At 69.6% G+C, this 17616-nt stretch carries 13 protein-coding genes; 6 read left to right on the forward strand and 7 right to left on the reverse strand.

Annotated features, from left to right (window positions below):
- The first annotated feature begins 213 nt into the window (after positions 1-213).
- Positions 214-1206, forward strand: coding sequence for an alpha/beta fold hydrolase (locus AC07PR_RS28430; protein ID WP_483108766.1), 993 nt, complete (start codon positions 214-216; stop codon positions 1204-1206).
- Between the two features lie 85 nt (positions 1207-1291).
- Here AC07PR_RS28430 and AC07PR_RS28435 read toward each other — a convergent pair whose 3' ends face one another.
- The 6 genes from AC07PR_RS28435 to AC07PR_RS28460 form a co-directional block, all read right to left on the reverse strand.
- Positions 1292-4633, reverse strand: a complete 3342-nt coding sequence (locus AC07PR_RS28435) for a sensor histidine kinase (protein ID WP_495137251.1) — start codon at positions 4631-4633, stop codon at positions 1292-1294.
- A 111-nt stretch (positions 4634-4744) separates the two neighbouring features.
- Positions 4745-7108: a mechanosensitive ion channel family protein gene (locus tag AC07PR_RS28440; protein ID WP_495137252.1), complete on the reverse strand. Its 2364-nt coding sequence runs from the start codon at positions 7106-7108 to the stop codon at positions 4745-4747.
- 153 nt (positions 7109-7261) lie between these two features.
- On the reverse strand, positions 7262-7684 hold the full coding sequence (locus AC07PR_RS28445; protein WP_495137253.1) for a hypothetical protein: 423 nt from the start codon (positions 7682-7684) through the stop codon (positions 7262-7264).
- A gap of 173 nt (positions 7685-7857) precedes the next feature.
- Positions 7858-8160 (reverse strand): CrpP-related protein, encoded by a 303-nt coding sequence (locus tag AC07PR_RS28450; RefSeq protein WP_495137254.1) that lies wholly within the window; start codon positions 8158-8160, stop codon positions 7858-7860.
- 433 nt (positions 8161-8593) lie between these two features.
- Positions 8594-9163, reverse strand: a complete 570-nt coding sequence (locus AC07PR_RS28455; RefSeq protein WP_377157845.1) for a DUF8617 domain-containing protein — start codon at positions 9161-9163, stop codon at positions 8594-8596.
- A 39-nt stretch (positions 9164-9202) separates the two neighbouring features.
- A complete protein-coding gene (locus AC07PR_RS28460; protein WP_495137255.1) occupies positions 9203-10708 on the reverse strand; it encodes a helix-turn-helix domain-containing protein in 1506 nt (501 codons plus the stop codon).
- A 185-nt stretch (positions 10709-10893) separates the two neighbouring features.
- Between AC07PR_RS28460 and AC07PR_RS28465 the strand changes: the two genes are divergently transcribed.
- The 5 genes from AC07PR_RS28465 (at position 10894) to mmsB (ending at position 16650) form a co-directional block, all read left to right on the forward strand.
- Positions 10894-12402, forward strand: a complete 1509-nt coding sequence (locus tag AC07PR_RS28465) for a CoA-acylating methylmalonate-semialdehyde dehydrogenase (RefSeq protein WP_495137256.1) — start codon at positions 10894-10896, stop codon at positions 12400-12402.
- A 15-nt stretch (positions 12403-12417) separates the two neighbouring features.
- Complete coding sequence (locus tag AC07PR_RS28470; protein ID WP_377157840.1) at positions 12418-13578, forward strand: acyl-CoA dehydrogenase family protein; 1161 nt, start codon at positions 12418-12420, stop codon at positions 13576-13578.
- A gap of 184 nt (positions 13579-13762) precedes the next feature.
- Positions 13763-14566, forward strand: coding sequence for an enoyl-CoA hydratase (locus AC07PR_RS28475; RefSeq protein WP_495137257.1), 804 nt, complete (start codon positions 13763-13765; stop codon positions 14564-14566).
- A gap of 8 nt (positions 14567-14574) precedes the next feature.
- Positions 14575-15708, forward strand: a complete 1134-nt coding sequence (locus tag AC07PR_RS28480) for an enoyl-CoA hydratase/isomerase family protein (protein WP_495137258.1) — start codon at positions 14575-14577, stop codon at positions 15706-15708.
- Between the two features lie 36 nt (positions 15709-15744).
- A complete protein-coding gene (gene mmsB / locus AC07PR_RS28485) occupies positions 15745-16650 on the forward strand; it encodes a 3-hydroxyisobutyrate dehydrogenase (protein ID WP_495137259.1) in 906 nt (301 codons plus the stop codon).
- Here mmsB and AC07PR_RS28490 read toward each other — a convergent pair.
- Positions 16583-17584: a hypothetical protein gene (locus AC07PR_RS28490; RefSeq protein ID WP_495137260.1), complete on the reverse strand. Its 1002-nt coding sequence runs from the start codon at positions 17582-17584 to the stop codon at positions 16583-16585. The genes mmsB and AC07PR_RS28490 overlap by 68 nt on opposite strands.
- Between the last annotated feature and the right edge of the window lie 32 nt (positions 17585-17616).

Raw genomic sequence — 17616 nt, forward strand, 5'->3', positions numbered from 1 at the left:
TCTCCTCCGGGAGAGGCCGACCGGTGTCGGTGACTGCGTGTGGAAGCCAGGTCCCGGGCCGCCTACCCTGTACGAAAGAGGGAGGCGAGCGGGAGCCTATGCGGCATGGCGGCGCGCGAGGACCCTGGCGAACATCGCCGTCACCTCCGCCGCTTCGGCGCAGGTGACCCACTCCCAACCCGGCAACCCTTGCCCCGCCTGAAGGAATCCCTCATGACATCGAGCACCACCCGCCGCGCCGTCGCGGCCCTGATCCTGGCAGGGGGCGCGGCGCTCAGCGCCGTCGGCGCCCTCATCCCCGCCTCCCCGGCGATGGCCCAGTCGAAGGGCTCTTCGATGCCCTCGACGCCCTCGGCGACGGCAAGACCCGGCACCATCGTCGAACGCGACGCCACCGTGAACGGCGTGAAGCTGCATTACCTGACGGCCGGTTCCGGCGACGCCACGCCCATCGTGCTGCTGCACGGCTACGCGCAGACCAGCCGCATGTGGCGCCCGCTGATGCCGCGCCTGGCGACCGACGGCCCGGTGATCGCGGTGGACCTGCGCGGTGCCGGCGGCTCCGGCAAGCCGGACCGCCCCGGCGAGAAAAAGCTGCTGGCCCAGGACATCCACGCGCTGACGCAACAGCTGGGCTACAGGAAGGTGAAGATCGTCGGCCACGACATCGGCCTGATGGTCGCCTACGCGTATGCGGCGCAGTACCCGGACGAGGTCGAGAAGATCGCGCTGCTGGATGCCTTCCTGCCGGGCGTCGGCGACTGGACCAAGGTCTGGCTGCTGCGCGACCTGTGGCACTTCCACTTCTACGGGGAGGTCCCCGAGAAGCTGGTCGCCGGCCGCGAGCGCATCTACTTCGAGCACTTCTGGAACGACTTCGCCGCGGACAAGACCAAGTCCATCCCCGAAGCCGATCGCAAGTTCTACGCTGCGGCGTATGGGCAGCCGGGCGGCATGCACGCCGGCTTCGGCTACTTCAAGGCCTTCGAGCAGGACGCCAAGGACTTCGAGGCGATGTCGAAGACGAAGCTGAAGATGCCGATGCTCGTGCTCACCGGCGAGAAGGCCTCGGGCGAATTCCTGATCGCGCAGGGACGTCTGGTCGCGGAATCGGTCGACGGCCGCATCGTGAAGGGGGCCGGCCACTGGATCATGGAAGAGTCCCCGGACGACACGATGGGTGCGCTCGTCGAGTTCCTGAAGTGAGCCAGGTCCCCGCGTGATCCCGATTCGGGCGTGACCCGAGCGTGACCCGGGCGTGACCCGGCCTCAACCTGCCCTCCACCTGCCCTCAACCCGGCGCACGCGTGGGCAGCGCGCGACCCAGCAGCTCGCGCAGCCACCGCTGAAGCGCCGGGAGGCGCGCCTGCTTGTCGCGCTGGCGATAGGCCAGTGCGGCAGGGATGCTCAGCAGCACTTCGGTCCCGGCGCCCGGCGCGCTGCGCAGCTCGAAACTGCCGCCGATGCGGGTCACGCGCTCGCGCATGCCGCTCAGTCCCCAGTGACCCGGCCTGTGGCCGTCGACCTGCGTCGCGGTCGGCACGCCGACGCCGTCGTCGGCGATCCTGATCGTGAAGGCAGCATCGGTGTACGCGATGGTGAGCGTGATGCCCGTCGCCTTCGCATGCTGGAACGCGTTGAACAGCCCCTCCCGGCCCACAAGCGCCAGCTCCGCGTGCACGCACGCGTCCAGCAGCCGCGGCGTGCCCTCGACGTCGGAGCGGAACGCCGCGTCATGGAAACCGGAGAGGTCCCGGCCCAGCGCTTCCAGCGTCTGCTCCAGCGTGCCGACGTCGGGCGGCGGCAGGCGCAGGTCGGTGACCCGGTTGCGACCTTCGATGACGACGGCATCGGCCTGGTCCAGCACGCGCTCCATCTCCGCACGCGCCGGCGAATCGTCGGGGATGCCCCACGCCACGCGCTGGAAGCGCAGCAGCAGCCCCTGGAAGCCCTGCAGCAGCGTGTCGTGCAGGTCCTGCGCGATGCGGGTGCGTTCGTCGAGCCGGGCGCGGTAGCGCTCACGCGCCCGCGCTTCGATCTGGCGCAGGCGCATGCGCACGACGAGCGCGACCAGACCCACGGCCAGCAGCGCGCACAGGGCGCGGAAGCCCGTGGACTGCAGGAACGTGGGCGGGATCTCGATGGACAGCGACGCGGGCTCGGTGCTCCAGACGCCGTCCTCGTTGGTGCCCTGGACTTCGAAGGTGTAGCTGCCCGGGCCCAGGTTCGTATAGAACGCCTGGCGGCGCGAGCCGGCCTCGTGCCAGGTCGTTTCCAGGCCGCGCAGCCGATACTTGAAGTTCGCGCGCTCGGGCATCGCCAGCGACAGCGAGGTGTAGTCGACCTGCAGGTCCCTGGTCCCCGCGACGGCCTGCACGCGGCCACCCGCTTGCGGTGGCAACGGCGCGCCGTTGACCAGCACGCGCTGGATGGCGAGTGGCGCGGGGGCGGCGCTGCGGGTGAGCCGGGCGGGATCCACGGTGACCACGCCGTTGGTCATGGCGAACCATAGCCGGCCATCGGGCGTCTGCAGCGCCGTGCGCAGCGGCCAGTTGGTCTCCGCCCGGCCGGTCAGCCCGTCTTGCGTGTCCAACTGCGTCAACGGCACCTGGAAGCCCGGCGCCTCCATCGCCCGCCGCAGGTCGGCCGCCGCGATGCGGGTGATGCCGGCCGCGCCGTTGAGCCAGAGCTCGCCCTCGGGGGTCTCGACGATGCCGCTCACGCTGTTGAGCGCGTCCGCCGAGCCGCTGCGCAGGTCGTGGAAGCGACCGTCGTCGTCCAGACGCTGCACGCCGCGGTCGCCGCCGATCCAGACATGTCCCTTGCCCGCGGTGATCGCCAGCACGCCGCCGACGCGCAGCCCGTCCTTGTCGGCGAAGCGGGTGAGCCGGTCGCCTTCGTCGACGCGCAGGACCTGACCGTCGACGTAGCCGATCCAGACGCGTCCCCGCAGATCCACGGTGATGCTGGAGGCCAGCGAGCCCGGCGGGAATCCCTTGTTCCCGGACAACCACTCCCACCGTCCATCGCTGAAGCGGCGCAGCAGCCCGCTGAACTGGGAGGCGACCCAGATCGTGCCCGATCGGTCTTCGGCCAGATCCTTGATCGTGCCCTTCCAGTTCGGAACGTCCGGGGTGCGGACGACCGCGGACGGCCCGCCGGGATCCAGACGGGAGAGGCCTCTGATCTCGCCCACCCAGACGGTGTCGGCATGGTCGACGAACACCCGGGTGATCGTCGAATTGGGCACGGCGTACTGCCGCAGCTCCTGCTCGCCGCCCGCCGGCGGCAGATGGAAGATGGCGGCGCGTGACGTGAACCAGAGGTCCCCGCGCGGCCCCATGGCCATCGCCAGCGTGGACATGGGGACCGGGAACTGGAACAGGGAGACCCGCGTTGGCCGCAGGCGGTCGAGCCCGCCGTTCGTGGCGATCCAGATCGAACCCTCCCGGTCCTGCAGCAGCCGCATCACCTGCTCGCCGCTCAGGCGCTGGTTCGGCGTCAGTCGCTGGATGGCCGGGAGGCCGAAGGTGTAGGCCTGCATGCCGCCGGTCGCGGTGGTGATTGCCACGGCTGCCGAGGCGGCCGTGGTGGCCGGGGCGGCCGATGCGGGCACCAGCGGGAGGAAAGGCGTGGGCGGCGGGGCCAAGGCTTCGGGCGAGAGGTCCCGGCCGACGGCGGGCTCCTCGCCCGGGAAGCGTTCGCGTGTCACCCCGTCGCGTGCACCGGACCAGAAGTAGCCGTCCCGGTCGAACATGGGCATGTAGGTGCTCGCGGCGACGGGGTGGCCGGTGCCGAAGACGTCGCCGGGCACCTGGGGACGCGGCAGTCTGAAGTAGCGCATCTGGAACGGCTCCATCTTGATGACCGCCCAGATCCGTCCGGTCGGATCCACTGCCAGGTAATTGGGGGTGGCCCCCGGCGTCTCGACCCGGGAGAACTGGGACTGCCCCGCCGCTTTCACCAGCAGGCCGCGGGTGTTGTTCACCCACAGGTTGCCGTCGCCGTCCAGATGCACGTTCCAGGTGATGAGATCGGGGGAGGGCTCGGGATAGCCCTCTGCCTTCCCCATCCGTTGCCAGCGGTCGCCGGTTCTCTTGAACAGGCCGCGCGTGCTGGCCACCCAGACGGTGCCATCCTTCTCCTGTGCGAAGCCGCGCGTGGCGCCTTCGAAGCCGCCGGGGCGCATCGGCTCCTGCAGCAGGACGTGGCCGTTGCGGACGTGGGCGAGGCCGCCGCGCATGAAGCCGATCCACAGGCCGTTGTCCGGGGTGGCCTGCAGCGAGAGCACGGACCGCTCGGGGAGCTTCTCGCCGGCGAGGGACTCGAAGGTCTCGAAGCGGACGCCGTCGAAGCGCAGCAGGCCGCGATCGGTGCCCAGCCACAGGTAGCCGTCGGTGGTCTGCGCCAGGCTGTAGACCGGCCCGACCAGTCCTTCCCGCGGACCCCACGAGGTGTGGTGGAGCTGGTCCAGCGGCGGATGCTTCAGCAGCTCGGCGAGGGGTATGCGCTCCGGCGTCGGCGCCTGGGCTGCCATCGCGGCCACGGCGGCGGCCGGGAGGAGGAGCGGCAGCAGCAACGCGAGACCGGCACGGGCGATGGAACGAAGCAGACGAAGGCCGGGTGCTTGCATGTCGGGTGCCGGTGGTGCGGAGCGCGCAACATACCACCGGCGGGGCGGGGCGGCCTCGTCCGGATGGGAGACATGCAGAGGGGTCGCAGGGGCGCCGGAAGGCGCTTCGCCTCAGGGTCTGCGCAGATGCACATCCATCTGCGGATACGGAATGCTGATGCCCGCCTGCTGGAGCGCCGCGAGCACGCGCGCCAGCAGTTCGCCGCGCAGCGCCATCCATCCGCCGATGTCCTGCGTCCAGACGCGGACCACGAAGTTGAGCGAACTGTCCGCGTAGCTGGTCATCAGCACCACGGGTTGTGGCTGCTCGGCCACGCCAGGCGTCTCGCGCGCCGCCGCGCCCAGCACCGCCAGCACCTGCGCCGGGTCCGAGCCGTAGGCGACGTTCACCGCGATCTCGATGCGGCGGCTGCGGTCGAACATGGTCCAGTTCGTCAGGTTCCCGCTCAGCAGCAGGCCGTTGGGTACCACCACGTCGGCGCCGTCGAAGGTGCGCAGGATGGTGGCGCGCAGACCGATCTCGCGCACGGTGCCCGAGGTGCCCGCGGCGTCGACCATGTCCCCCGGCTGGATCGGACGCTCGAACATCAGCACCAGGCCGGAGACGAAGTTGTTGACGACGCCTTGCAGTCCGAATCCGATGCCTACGCCGAGCGCACCGAACACCAGGGCGAGCTGGCTGACCTTGAAGCCCGCGGCCGACAAGGCCACCAGCAGACCGAGCAGCAGGACGCCGTAATAGCTCAACGAGGCGATGCTGTTGCCGACACCCCGCGGCAGGGCCGCATGGTGGGGCAGCTCGTCGCGCAGGAGCCGACGGACCGCGCGGGCCACCCACAGGGCCAGCCAGGTCGACAGGAAGAACACCAGGACGTCGCCCAGGTGGATCGAGACCTCGCCTACGTCGACGCCCAGATCGAGCACGTCGGCGCCGACGGCGCGCAGCGGTCGGAGCACGCGGAACCGGTCCATGCTGTAGACGAGCCAGCCCAGCCACGCGGCGAGGACCAGCAGCCGGGTGGCCATCACCTCCAGCGTCGGTCCATGCTGCCGGACGAGTTTGCGCTGCGCCACCTCGGGCTGGAGCGCGAGCGCATGCAGGATGCCGCGCACCGCCGCCACGCCGGCATAGAGCAGCAGGGCCATGTAGCCGCTGTCGATCACGCCGCTGGTCAAGGTCTCCGCGAGGGAGATGTTTCCGCCGATGTTGGACGCGACGGAGACCGTGAGCACGGCCAGCACGACCCAGCTGATCCGGCGGACCGCCGTCCGGAGACGGCTCTCGTCGGTGGCACGGTCGGCAGGCGCGCGGCGGAGCAGCCACACCGTGAGTCCCATGGCCAGGACGCTCACGCCCAGCGTGTAAAGCCGGTACAGGCCGACGTCGGCCGGCACGGCCACGCCCAGGCGGTCGACGATGTAGAGCGCCACCGCGACGTAGGGCCAGACGCCCAGCGCGCGCACCGTGCCGGACGGCAACAGGCGCAACACGGGGATGAGCGCCAGCACCAGGGCGAGTTCCTGGACGAGCAGGGGCGCGTCGGGCTCCAGCACCAGCACGCCCAGCATCGCCAGCAGCAACCACGACGAGACGGGGCGACGCAGGGCGCGCGTCACGTGGCTCGGCTCGCTGTCATCGGGTGCGCGCCGGCTGCGCACGGCCAGCCACAGGATGAGCGGCAGCAGCAGGATCTGGATCATGCGCAGCGCCTGCTGGTTCCCGCCGTCCGCCGCGTGATAGTCCACCGCGAACTGGCGCTCGATCTCGAAGCCGCGTTCCATCGCGGCGATCGCTCCCGCCGTGCCGGTGCCGGGCCAGAACTCGCTCCACAGCGGCGGCACGTCCGTCCGCAACAACTGGCGGTCGATCTCATCGATGGCCGCGTCGACCTCGTCGTGACCGGCGTTGATGCGGGCCTTCAACTCGCTCGCGCGCTGCGTCAGGTCGAACTGCTTCGCCAGCACGATGCTCAAGGACGCTTCGGACGCATCGAACTGCGCGAGCATCGTGTCCACGCGTGCCGAGAGCGCCGGGGGAAGTCCGTCCAGCAGGCCCGCCGCACGCGTGGCCGACCACGCGGCGCGACGCTGGGCCAACTGGACCGCGGTGTCCGCGTACGGTGCCAGCGCCCGGTTGGAGCGCTCTTCCCATCGAGCGAAGCGGCGTTCGTCGAAGTCCCAATGTCGCGCCAGGCTCTCGAGGCGCATGACCGTCAGCGTGTGCAAGGCGCTGCCCGCGGCGGCGTTGAGCTTGGCGTTGACCGGGCGCGCGATGTCGTCGAGCTCGCGGGCGAGCCGTTCGGACGGGTCCGGCGCCTGGAGCAGTCGTTTGGCCCGATCGACGCGTTGCAGGTCCTCGTCGGCGCGCGTCAGGATGTCCGGCGCGGCGACGGCGCTGACCGTGGCAGTCCCCGACGCTGTGGGCGGAGGCGGCTCCGGACTGGCCGCCGCGAGCGTCAGCAGTGGGACCAGCAATCCTGCGACCAGGAGCCGTTGGACGCGTCGAACGAAGGGGGTGGGCAATCCGCGCATTTGGCAGCGGATTGTGCATGCGCGCCCCGTGTCCCGGCCGACGTCCTCATGGCGCGTCGGCCCGCGCGCCACCGTTCATGAGCAGCGGGTCTGCCTTCAGCCGCGACTGGACTGCGGCAGCTTGCTGTCGGGGGAGGGCTGGCGCCCGGAGCGGCGCGACGGGAATTCCTCCGGGTGATGGTCGTTGAGGCGATCGCTGGGTGGCACGTCGCTGCCCTCGGGCAATTCTTCGGGGGGCTTGATCTCTTCAACATCGGACGACTGCCGGGTCGGTTCCGCCTTGTCGTTGCCGGTGCGAACGGCACCGGAGTTCGACGCGTCCTCTTCCGTGTCGTCAGGGACGTCGGCGCCGGTCGACTCCCCCACGGGGCGGTTGTCTCCGACCGGGTCGTCGTCTTCGTTCTCGGGACGCGACGTTTTCGGGGCTTGCGTGCCGCCAGGCGAGGTACTGCTGTTCATGGTGAGACCTTCGTTGTGCCGAGAGACCGGCTCAACGACTGGAGGCAAGTTCGAGGCCATGACGTGTTCCGCTCGACGTAAAGACGGCGTCGCTTGGCGTCATGCGCCAGCGGTGTCGTCCCGCGGCGATGAGTTCGGACTCGCGCGACGAGGCCGCCCGGTAATCCGGGCCGATAACGAGGAAACGCGGAGAGAACATGCCCGCCCTGACGCCGGGCGTGGTGCGGGGCCGTTCAGTGATCGTCCTTCGTGCGGTAGGTGTCGCCGCGCTCGGTGGCGGCCTTGTCGTCGGTCCTCGACTGGGCCTCGTGGCCGCGCTGCCACGCGTCCTTGCGTTCCTTCCACAGGTCGGAGCATTCCCCGGTGCTGGTGGGCAGGTTGGACGTCTCGTCCATCGGATTTCCGGAAGACCCGTCGCCGCGGGCCGCGGCCTTGGCGCCTTGCCGCTGCAGCTCCGCCCGCTCCGCGGTGGGCAGACCGCGTTCGGCGCCGGGTCGTGGTCGCTTGTCCGGGTGGGGTTTGGTACTGCGCTTCATCGTCCACTCCAGCCTTGATCGTGAGCCCCATTAGGCGCCTGTCGCGAAGGGCAGGGGGCGATGTGGAATTCTTCAACCCGTAAAGCGATACGACACCAGCGACGCGTGGTCGCCGGCCGCCACCAGCGCCGTGTCCGCATCTCAGCGACGGGCGTCAGCCGACGAGCGTTCTCATCGCCGAGATCGATGACCCAGCAAGACCAGGAGTGGCAGTCTGATCAGCACATCGAAGGTGTCAAGGTCCCGCATCGCCGCCATTCTGGCGTCGTTCTCGAGCGTGCCGCCGCGCTGCGTGTAATGGCGGCGAGCTTCTTCGATCTCGCTCGACCGCGGCGTTGCCGGGCAAGCGCATTCGCTGCAGCGCTCGCATGCGGGCGCGTTCGAGCGGCCGCAGGACAGGCAGGACCAAGCGTAGGAGGGCATGCGCGGAGTATCAGCGCTGCCGGGACTTCCACCAACGTTGCCACCAGCTCCCGGGAGCCGAACCGTCTGCCGACGTCGGTGTCTTCTCCAACGACCACCGGTGGAGCATCTCCCCGTTCTTCGACAGGAACGCGGATCTCACGAGATCCTGATGAATCAGCTGGGACAGCAGCGCGTGGTAGGCGCGCTCGAGTTCTCCCCAGTCGTCGAAGCCCTGGTGGAATGCAGGAGCCGCATCGCACCACAGCGTGCCCCTGGGAGCGTCACCAAAAGGTCTGTCCGTCCAACTCCCCGCCATCGGAGAACGCCAGGCCTTGCCGAGCGAGGATCGCAGGATGCGATGTCCTGCCGGACTTTCCGGCATGAAGCTCTGCAGTTGACCGCCCGCGTCATCTATCCATAGCCGGCCACACTGCTCGCATTGATAGCACGTGCGATCCAGCATTCGGCGGGACTCCCACGCTACCTCGAAGCTGTCGCAATGGTCTTCCCAATCCTGGTCGGCAATCAGGTAGGCCTTGTAGGGCAGGAAGTCGGTCTGGTCGACGATGACGTGACCGCAGGAGCATGCGAACTTCATGGGAGGTGCATCGTGTCTTAGAGGTTCATGGAATCGATCTCAGCCGGTGAAGCGATACGACACCAGCGACTCGCTGTCGCTGTCCGCCACCAGTGCCTTGCCGGCGGGCGGGAATGCGCGCTGGACGCAGTGCTCGCGCGGGCAGACGCGGCAGCCGGGGCCGATGGGGATGGCCTGCTTGGACACCGTGCTCTCGTCGAAGTTCAAGCCCTCGGCGTAGACCAGCTCCCGTGCATGCGAGATGTCGCAGCCGAGCCCGATCGCGAAGAGCTTGCGCCGCGCCAGGTAACCGCCGCCGCCGTGTCGCTCGATGGTCCGCGCGATGCCGAAGAAGCGGCTGCCGTCCGGCATCTCCGCGATCTGCGTGAGGAAGCGACCCGGCTGCGCGAAGGCCTCGTGCACGTGCCACAGCGGGCACGCGCCGCCGTGTCGCGCGAAGTGGAAGCTCGTCGCGCTCTGCCGCTTGGAGATGTTGCCCGCCTGGTCCACACGCACGAAGTAGAACGGCACGCCGCGGTTGCCGTTGCGCTGCAGCGTCGAGAGGCGATGGCAGATCGTCTCCACGCTGACCTGGAATCGCTGTTGCAGCAGCTCGATGTCGTAGCGCGCGTTGCGCGCCGCGGTGAGGAACTCGCCATACGGCAGCAGCGTCGCGCCGGCGAAGTAGTGGGCGAACCCTTGCCGGGCCAGCGCGCGCGTCGCTTCGTCGACGAAGGCGCCGGCGCCGAGTTCCGCCTCGATGGCATCGGCCTCGGCGATCAACGCGTACTGCGTGGCGAGCTGGAACGCCTGCTGCGCATCGCTGAGGAAACGCGGCATGCGCAGCAGCCGTCGACGCGCGTCGTAGTGACGCAGGAAGGCGTCGGACATCTCTTCCCGCGTCTGCGGGTCGTCGGCCACTTCGGCCTTGATCCCGTGGCGTTGCAGCAGCAGCTCGCGCAGCGGCTGCGCGCGATGGCCAGGGACCAGGCCGAGCGATTGCGCCAGCTGCTCGCCGCGCAGGTCCAGGTCGTCGAGATGGTTGTTGCGGCGATTCAGGTGATCGCGGACGGCCTCGTGCGGCAGCGGCTCGCCGCGGAACGAGGGCGGCGCGCCCGCCGCCTCGCGACCCTGCTCGCCGTAGAAGCGATCGATCATCTGCGAGTGCTCGTCCTGCAGTCGCAGGTAGCGCTGATGCAGCGCGACGTAGGACTCCGCCAGCTCCGGGGCCTGTTCCACCAGCCGCGCGACCTGTGCCGGCGCCATCGCCGTCGTGGTCAACGAGCGGTCGCGCAGCGCCGCGTCCAGGTCCGCCAGCAGCTGCTGGTCCTGCTCCTCCGAGAACTGGCCGATGCCGCCGCCGAAGACCTCCGCGAGCTTGATCAGCACGCTCGCCGTGACCGGCCGCTGGTTGGTCTCGATCTGCGACACGTAGCTGAGCGACAGCGCCAGGCGGCTCGCCAGCTCGGCCTGATTCCACTGCAGCTGCTCGCGCAGGCGGCGGATCCGCGGCCCGATGAACAGCTTGCGGGACGAACTCGACGGGGTACCGGTGGGGCTGGCCATGCGTTTCACAGCATTCGCTGATTTCACAGAATTCGTGTGGAGTGTTTTGCCTGGTCACCGCATCACAAGAGGAAGAACTGGCGTCTTGCAAAGTGTGTGGATAGATTCTCTGTGAAATTCAACCCACCGTCGAGTGCGCCGCAGAACCGGTCGCCACGATGGCATCGAACGCTTGGAGACCGTGCATGAGCCGCGAAGACTTGCCCCGTATTCCGTTGTTGATCAACGGCGAATTCGTCCAGTCGCGCAGCACCGAGTGGCGCGACGTGATCAACCCCGCGACGCAGCAACGCCTGGCCCGCGTGCCGATGGCCACGCCCGATGAAGTCGAGGCCGCCATCGCCGCCGCGCAGGACGCGTTCAAGACCTGGCGCAAGGTGCCCATCGGGCAGCGCGCGCGCATCTTCCTGAAGTACCAGCAGCTGATCCGCGACAACATCAAGTCGCTGGCCGCGACGCTGACCGCCGAGCAGGGCAAGACGCTCGCCGATGCCGAGGGCGACGTGTTCCGCGGGCTGGAGGTCGTCGAGCACGCGGCCAACATCGGCTCGCTGCAGATGGGCGAGCGCGCCCACAACGTCGCCGGCGGTGTCGACACCTACACCCTGCTGCAGCCGCTGGGCGTGTGCGCCGGCATCACGCCGTTCAACTTCCCCGCGATGATCCCGCTGTGGATGTTCCCGATGGCGATCGCCTGCGGCAACACCTTCGTGCTGAAGCCGTCCGAGCAGGACCCGATGGTGACGATGCGGCTCGTGGAACTGGCGCTCGAAGCCGGCATTCCCAAGGGCGTGCTCAACGTCGTGCATGGCGGCGAGGACGTCGTCAACGCGCTGTGCGATCACGCCGACATCCGCGCCATCTCCTTCGTCGGGTCGACGCGCGTCGGCACGCTGGTCCACGACCGCGCGACGAAGGCCGGCAAGCGCGTGCAATGCATGATGGGCGCGAAGAACCACGCGGTCGTGCTGCCCGATGCGCACAAGGAACAGACGCTCAACGCGCTGGTGGGCGCCGCCTTCGGCGCGGCGGGGCAGCGGTGCATGGCGGTGTCGGTCGCGGTGCTGGTCGGCGCCGCGCGCGAGTGGCTGCCGGATCTGATCGCCAAGGCCCAGGGGCTGAGCGTCGGCGCCGGTGATTCGGCGACGACCGATGTCGGGCCGCTGATCTCCTGCGCGGCGCGTGATCGGGTGGAAAGCCTCATTGCCCGTGGCATCGAGGACGGCGCGACGCTGGCGCTCGACGGCCGCCTGCCGCCGCTCAGCGGCCAGTTGAAGGAGGGCAACTTCGTCGGCCCGACGATCTTCAGCGGCGTGAAGCCCGGCATGACGATCTACGAGCAGGAGGTCTTCGGCCCGGTGCTCTGCGTCGCCGAAGCCGCGACGCTCGACGACGCGATCGCGATGATCAACGCGAATCCCAACGGCAACGGCACCGCGCTGTTCACGCAGTCGGGCGCGGCGGCGCGCCGCTTCGAGGACGAGATCGACATCGGCCAGGTCGGCATCAACGTGCCCATCCCCGTGCCGGTGCCGCTGTTCTCGTTCACCGGATCGCGCGCGTCCAAGCTCGGCGACCTCGGGCCTTACGGCAAGCAGGTCGTCCTCTTCTACACGCAGACGAAGACCGTCACCGCGCGCTGGTTCGACGACGCCTCCACCGGCGGCGTCAACACGACGATCAGCCTCAAGTGAGCCGGTGAGCGCCTGATGGACTTCGAGCTCGACGAGCAGCAACGCGCCTTCCAGCAGGCGGCGCGCGACTTCGCCCGCGACGAGATGGCACCGCATGCGGCCGGCTGGGACGCGCAGTCGTTCTTCCCGCGCGACACGCTGCGCCATGCGGGTGAGCTCGGCTTCTGCGGGTTGTATGCGCCGGTGGCCAGCGGCGGACTTGGGCTGCCGCGGCTGGACGCGACGATCGTGCTGGAGGAACTGGCCGCCGCCTGCCCATCGACGACGGCCTTCCTCAGCATCCACAACATGGCGGCGTGGATGGTGAGCACCTATGCGGCGGAAGCGATCGCGCGTCGATTCGGTCCCGCGTTGTGCAGCGGCGTGAAGCTCGCGTCGTACTGCCTGACCGAACCGGGATCGGGCTCCGACGCGGCGTCTCTGCGCACGACCGCGCGCCGCGATGGCGATGCCTACGTGATCGACGGCAACAAGGCCTTCATCTCCGGCGCCGGCGCGACCGACGTGCTGGTGGTGATGGCGCGCACCGGTGGTGCGGGTGCGGATGGCATTTCCGCGTTCCTCGTGGAAGGCGATTCGCCCGGGATCCAGTACGGCCGCAAGGAAGAGAAGATGGGCTGGAACAGCCAGCCCACCCGCGCCATCGCGTTCGACGGCGTGCGCGTGCCGGCGGCGCATCTGCTGGGTGAGGAAGGGCAGGGCTTCCGCATCGCGATGCAGGGGCTGGACGGCGGGCGCATCAACATCGCGACCTGCTCGGTCGGCGCGGCGCAGGGCGCGCTGGCCGCGGCGCAGCGCTACATGCACGAGCGCCACCAGTTCGGCCGCGCGCTGGCGGACATGCAGGTGCTGCAGTTCAAGCTCGCCGACATGGCGACGGAACTCGTGTCCGCGCGGCAGATGGTGCGGCTCGCGGCTGCCAAGCTCGATGCGAAGTCGCCCGATGCGCAGGTGTACTGCGCGATGGCCAAGCGCCTGGCCACCGACATCGGCTTCAGCGTCTGCAACGAGGCGCTCCAGATCCACGGCGGCTACGGCTACATCCGCGAGTACCCGCTGGAGCGCTACCTGCGCGATGCGCGCGTGCATCAGATCCTCGAAGGCACCAACGAAATCATGCGCGTCATCGTCGCACGCCGGATGTTGCAGGACCAGGCGCCGGAAGCAATCCGGTGATGAGGACTTCGTGCGGCCGCTGGCCCTCACCCCCGCCCTCTCCCGCAAGCGGGAGAGGGAGTCCGCCAGGCTCGCTCCCTTTCACCCTCCCGCTTGCGGGAGAGGGCAGGGGTGAGGGCCAGCTGCCTGTCGAAGTCAGATGACCTGCAACTCGTCCCATCCACAACTTCACTTCCGTGACCCCATGACTGACAACCACGATACGACGGTCGGCTACGCCGGCCTGCGCCTGGAGCGCCGCGGCCACACGGCCATCGTCACGCTGACGAATCCTCCCGCTCATACGTGGACGGCGGACAGCCTCGCCGCGCTGACGCGGCTGGTCGGCGAGCTCAACCGCGACCGCGAGGTCTACGCGCTGGTCATCACCGGCGATGGCGAGAAGTTCTTCAGCGCGGGCGCCGACCTGAAGCTGTTCGCCGACGGCGACAAAGCCGTCGCCGCGACGATGGCGCGCCGCTTCGGCGAAGCCTTTGAAGCGTTGTCCGGATTCCGCGGCGTCAGCATCGCGGCGATCAACGGCTACGCGATGGGCGGCGGCCTGGAGTGCGCGTTGGCCTGCGATCTGCGGATCGCGGAACCGCATGCGGTGATGGCGCTGCCCGAGGCGACCGTCGGTCTGCTGCCCTGCGCCGGCGGCACCCAATGGCTGAGCTGGACCATCGGCGAAAGCTGGGCGAAGCGCATGGTGCTGCTGGGCGAGCGCGTCGACGCGGAGACCGCGCTGCGCATCGGCCTGGTGGACGAGCTCGCGCCGAAAGGCGGCGCGCTCGCGAAGGCACTCCAGTGGGCCGAACGCGTGCAGGCGCAGAGCCCCACCAGCGTGACCGCGTGCAAGCGACTGATCCAGGGTGCGCGCACGGCGCCCCCGCAATCGCAACTCGCGGCCGAGCGTGAGGCCTTCATCGGCCTCTTCGAAACCGACGACCAGCGCGAAGGCGTGCAGGCCTTTCTCGGCAAGCGCAGCCCGCAGTGGCGAAACGCGTGAGGCCTCCGATGACTGATTTTCAGAATGAAGCCCCGGTGCTGTTCCGCACGGTGGTGACCGCGTCGGGCCATCGCTTCGGCCACGCGACGCTGAACGCGCCGGCCAGCCTCAACGCGCTGACCTTGCCCATGGTCGACCAGCTCCAGGCGCAGTTGAACGCGTGGGCCGACGACCCGCAGGTGGCGGGCGTGATCCTGGACGGCAACAGCGAGAAGGCCTTCTGCGCCGGCGGCGATGTGGTGAGCCTCTACCGCGCGATGCGCGCGGCCGGACCCGGCAAGGTGCCGCGCGACGCCGCCGAGTTCTTCGAGCGCGAGTACCGCCTCGACCACACGATCCATCGCTATCCGAAGCCGCTGCTGGTCTGGGGACACGGCATCGTCATGGGCGGCGGCATCGGCCTGATGGCGGGCGCGTCGCATCGCGTGGTGACGCCGCGCAGCAGGTTGGCGATGCCGGAGATCACGCTGGGCCTCTATCCGGATGTGGGCGGAAGTTGGTTCCTCTCGCGGCTGCCGGGGCGCACGGGCCTGTTCCTTGCGCTCACCGGGGCGCCGCTCAATGCGGCGGATGCGTTGTGGGCCGGTCTGGCCGATCGCGCCGCGCGTGCGGAGGACCATGGCGCCTTGCTCGAATCCATCGCGCATGCGCGCTGGGACGGTGAACGCGCAGCCGATGCCGAACGGCTTGACGACCTGCTGCGCGCGCTGCCTGCCGCTGAGCTGGCGCCGAGCCAGCTGGCGCCGCATCGCGATCGCATCGATGCGTTGATCGGTCCGCACGACACGCTGGCGACGATCGCGCCGCGACTGCGCTCGCTCGCCTGTGATGGCGACGCGTGGCTGGCGACCGCCGGGGCGACGTTCCAGAAAGGATCTCCGACATCCGCCGCGCTGGCCATCGCCTTGCAGCGCCGCCTGCGGCAAGCGTCGTTGGCGGAAGTGTTCCGGCTGGAGTACCAGGCTTCGGTTGGTTGCTGCGTGTTCCCGGACTTCGCCGAAGGCGTGCGCGCGCTGCTGATCGACAAGGACAAGACGCCGCGTTGGCAAGGTAGCTCGCAGGACGACGGTGGCGAGGCGCATCTGGACGCGTTGCTCGCGCCGCGCTTCACCGGCCCCCACCCGCTCGCCGATCTGCGCTGAACGATCCGGTCATTCAACGACAAAGGAGACAAGACCATGAGCAACGCGACGACTGCTGAACGCATCGCCTTCATCGGCCTCGGCCACATGGGCGGACCGATGGCGGCGAACCTCGTGAAGAACGGCTACCCGGTCGCGGCTTTCGATCTGAGCGAAGCCGCCCTGACCGCCGCGCGCGCAGCGGGTGTCACCGTCGCCCCTTCGGCGGCCGCGGCCGTGGAGGGCGCGTCGGTGGTGATCTCGATGCTGCCGGCCAGCAAGCATGTCGAGTCGCTGTTCCTCGGCGATGACGGCCTGATCGCCCGCATCGCCACCGGCGCCTTGGTCATCGACTGCAGCACCATCGCGCCGGCGAGCGCGCAGCGCGTCGCCGAAGCCGCGCGGGCGCGTGGCCTGGCCATGATCGATGCGCCGGTGTCCGGCGGCACCGCGGGTGCGGCGGCGGGCACGCTGACCTTCATCGTCGGCGGAGAGGCGGCCGCGTTGGAGCGCGCCCGGCCGGTGCTCGCCGCGTTGGGGCGGAACATCTTCCACATGGGCGCCTCCGGTGCCGGCCAGGTGGCCAAGCTGTGCAACAACATGGCGCTCGGCGTGATCATGGCGGTGACCGGCGAGGCGCTGGCGCTCGGCGTGTCCCACGGCCTGGATCCGCAGGCGCTGTCCGCGATGATGGCCGTCAGCACCGGACGCAGCTGGGCCACCGAGGTCTGCAACCCCTGGCCCGGCGTGAAGCCCGATGCGCCCGCGTCGCGCGGCTACAGCGGCGGCTTCGGCAGCGACCTGATGCTCAAGGACCTCGGCCTGGCGGTCGAGGCCGCGCTGCAGGTCGGCGCGGCCGTGCCGCTCGGCGAGCTCGCGCGCAATCTCTATGCGCTCAACAGCCGCGCTGGGCGGGGAGGCCTGGACTTCTCGAGCGTGCAGCAGCTGCTGACGACGCCGTGAGCGCCAGCGCCGCATCGTCGCGCCACAGCGCGCGCTGCAGGGCGACCAGTTCATCGGGGGCACCGGCGCCCTCGCGGGCGTTCCACTCCAGCTCACCGGCCAGCCAGACCCGGCCGCCGCGCAGTTGACGCAAGGCGCGCAATGAGGCGAGCGTGCGCGCGCTGACGTCGGCATCGGTGTCGGCGTTGGCGTTGGCACTGGCACTTCTGCCGGCGTGCGCGTCCGCGCTCTTGCCAGCGGTCGCGTTCTTGTCCGCGCTCGCGACCACGCTCGCCCGGTCGGAGCGGGCGATGCTCACGGACAGCTCCCGCTCGCGCGGCAGTCGCTGCGCTGCTTCCTTCAACTCATCGGAATCGATCGGCGCGTTGATGTGCAAACCGGCCACCGGCAGTTCGCAGGCGAGCGCCAGGTTGCCCGGCAGCAGCGCGGCGCCCGTCGTGAGCATCAGATGCTGATCGACGCCGAGCAGCCGCGCGTAGGCGCGCCGCAGCGCGTCCTGCCACGTCGGTTGAAGCGCTTCAGCGAGCATCGGCTCGTCGATCTGCACCCAGGTCACGCCGCGCGCCGCGAGCTTCGTCAGCAGCGCTTCATAGACGGGGAGCAGTCGGTCCAGCAGGCCGAGGCGGTCGAATGCGTCTTCCCCGTTCGTCCCGAGGAACAGCAGACTCACCGGCCCGAGCAGGGCCACGCAGGGGCTGGCGGGGAGGGCGATGGCTTCATCGATCTCCGTCAGCAGCGCGCTGGCGTCCAGTTGGAAGGTCGTGGCGCCGTCGAACTCCGCGGAGGGGGCGCCGACCAGCGACAGCATCTGCGTCACCGCATCGACACCAGGCCGCGCGCCCACCGTCACGAAGTCCCGGCCCTTGGCCTGCTGCGCCCGCCACACGGCCGCGCGAGACGCAGGCGCCGTCGGCGCCTGGCCGAGCCATCGCATGGGGTCATGAATCCTGATCATCTGAAGCGTCC

The sequence above is a fragment of the Roseateles sp. GW821-FHT09H11 genome, from assembly GCF_059415845.1.

Excerpts from the sequence above, each read along its gene's own strand:
- AC07PR_RS28435 (WP_495137251.1), bottom strand. The coding sequence starts at position 4,633 with ATGCAAGCACCCGGCCTTCGTCTGCTTCGTTCCATCGCCCGTGCCGGT.
- mmsB (WP_495137259.1), top strand. The coding sequence starts at position 15,745 with ATGAGCAACGCGACGACTGCTGAACGCATCGCCTTCATCGGCCTCGGC.
- AC07PR_RS28475 (WP_495137257.1), top strand. The coding sequence starts at position 13,763 with ATGACTGACAACCACGATACGACGGTCGGCTACGCCGGCCTGCGCCTG.
- AC07PR_RS28450 (WP_495137254.1), bottom strand. The coding sequence starts at position 8,160 with ATGAAGCGCAGTACCAAACCCCACCCGGACAAGCGACCACGACCCGGC.
- AC07PR_RS28455 (WP_377157845.1), bottom strand. The coding sequence starts at position 9,163 with ATGAAGTTCGCATGCTCCTGCGGTCACGTCATCGTCGACCAGACCGAC.
- AC07PR_RS28470 (WP_377157840.1), top strand. The coding sequence starts at position 12,418 with ATGGACTTCGAGCTCGACGAGCAGCAACGCGCCTTCCAGCAGGCGGCG.
- AC07PR_RS28460 (WP_495137255.1), bottom strand. The coding sequence starts at position 10,708 with ATGGCCAGCCCCACCGGTACCCCGTCGAGTTCGTCCCGCAAGCTGTTC.
- AC07PR_RS28490 (WP_495137260.1), bottom strand. The coding sequence starts at position 17,584 with ATGCGATGGCTCGGCCAGGCGCCGACGGCGCCTGCGTCTCGCGCGGCC.
- AC07PR_RS28480 (WP_495137258.1), top strand. The coding sequence starts at position 14,575 with ATGACTGATTTTCAGAATGAAGCCCCGGTGCTGTTCCGCACGGTGGTG.
- AC07PR_RS28430 (WP_483108766.1), top strand. The coding sequence starts at position 214 with ATGACATCGAGCACCACCCGCCGCGCCGTCGCGGCCCTGATCCTGGCA.
- AC07PR_RS28445 (WP_495137253.1), bottom strand. The coding sequence starts at position 7,684 with ATGGCCTCGAACTTGCCTCCAGTCGTTGAGCCGGTCTCTCGGCACAAC.
- AC07PR_RS28465 (WP_495137256.1), top strand. The coding sequence starts at position 10,894 with ATGAGCCGCGAAGACTTGCCCCGTATTCCGTTGTTGATCAACGGCGAA.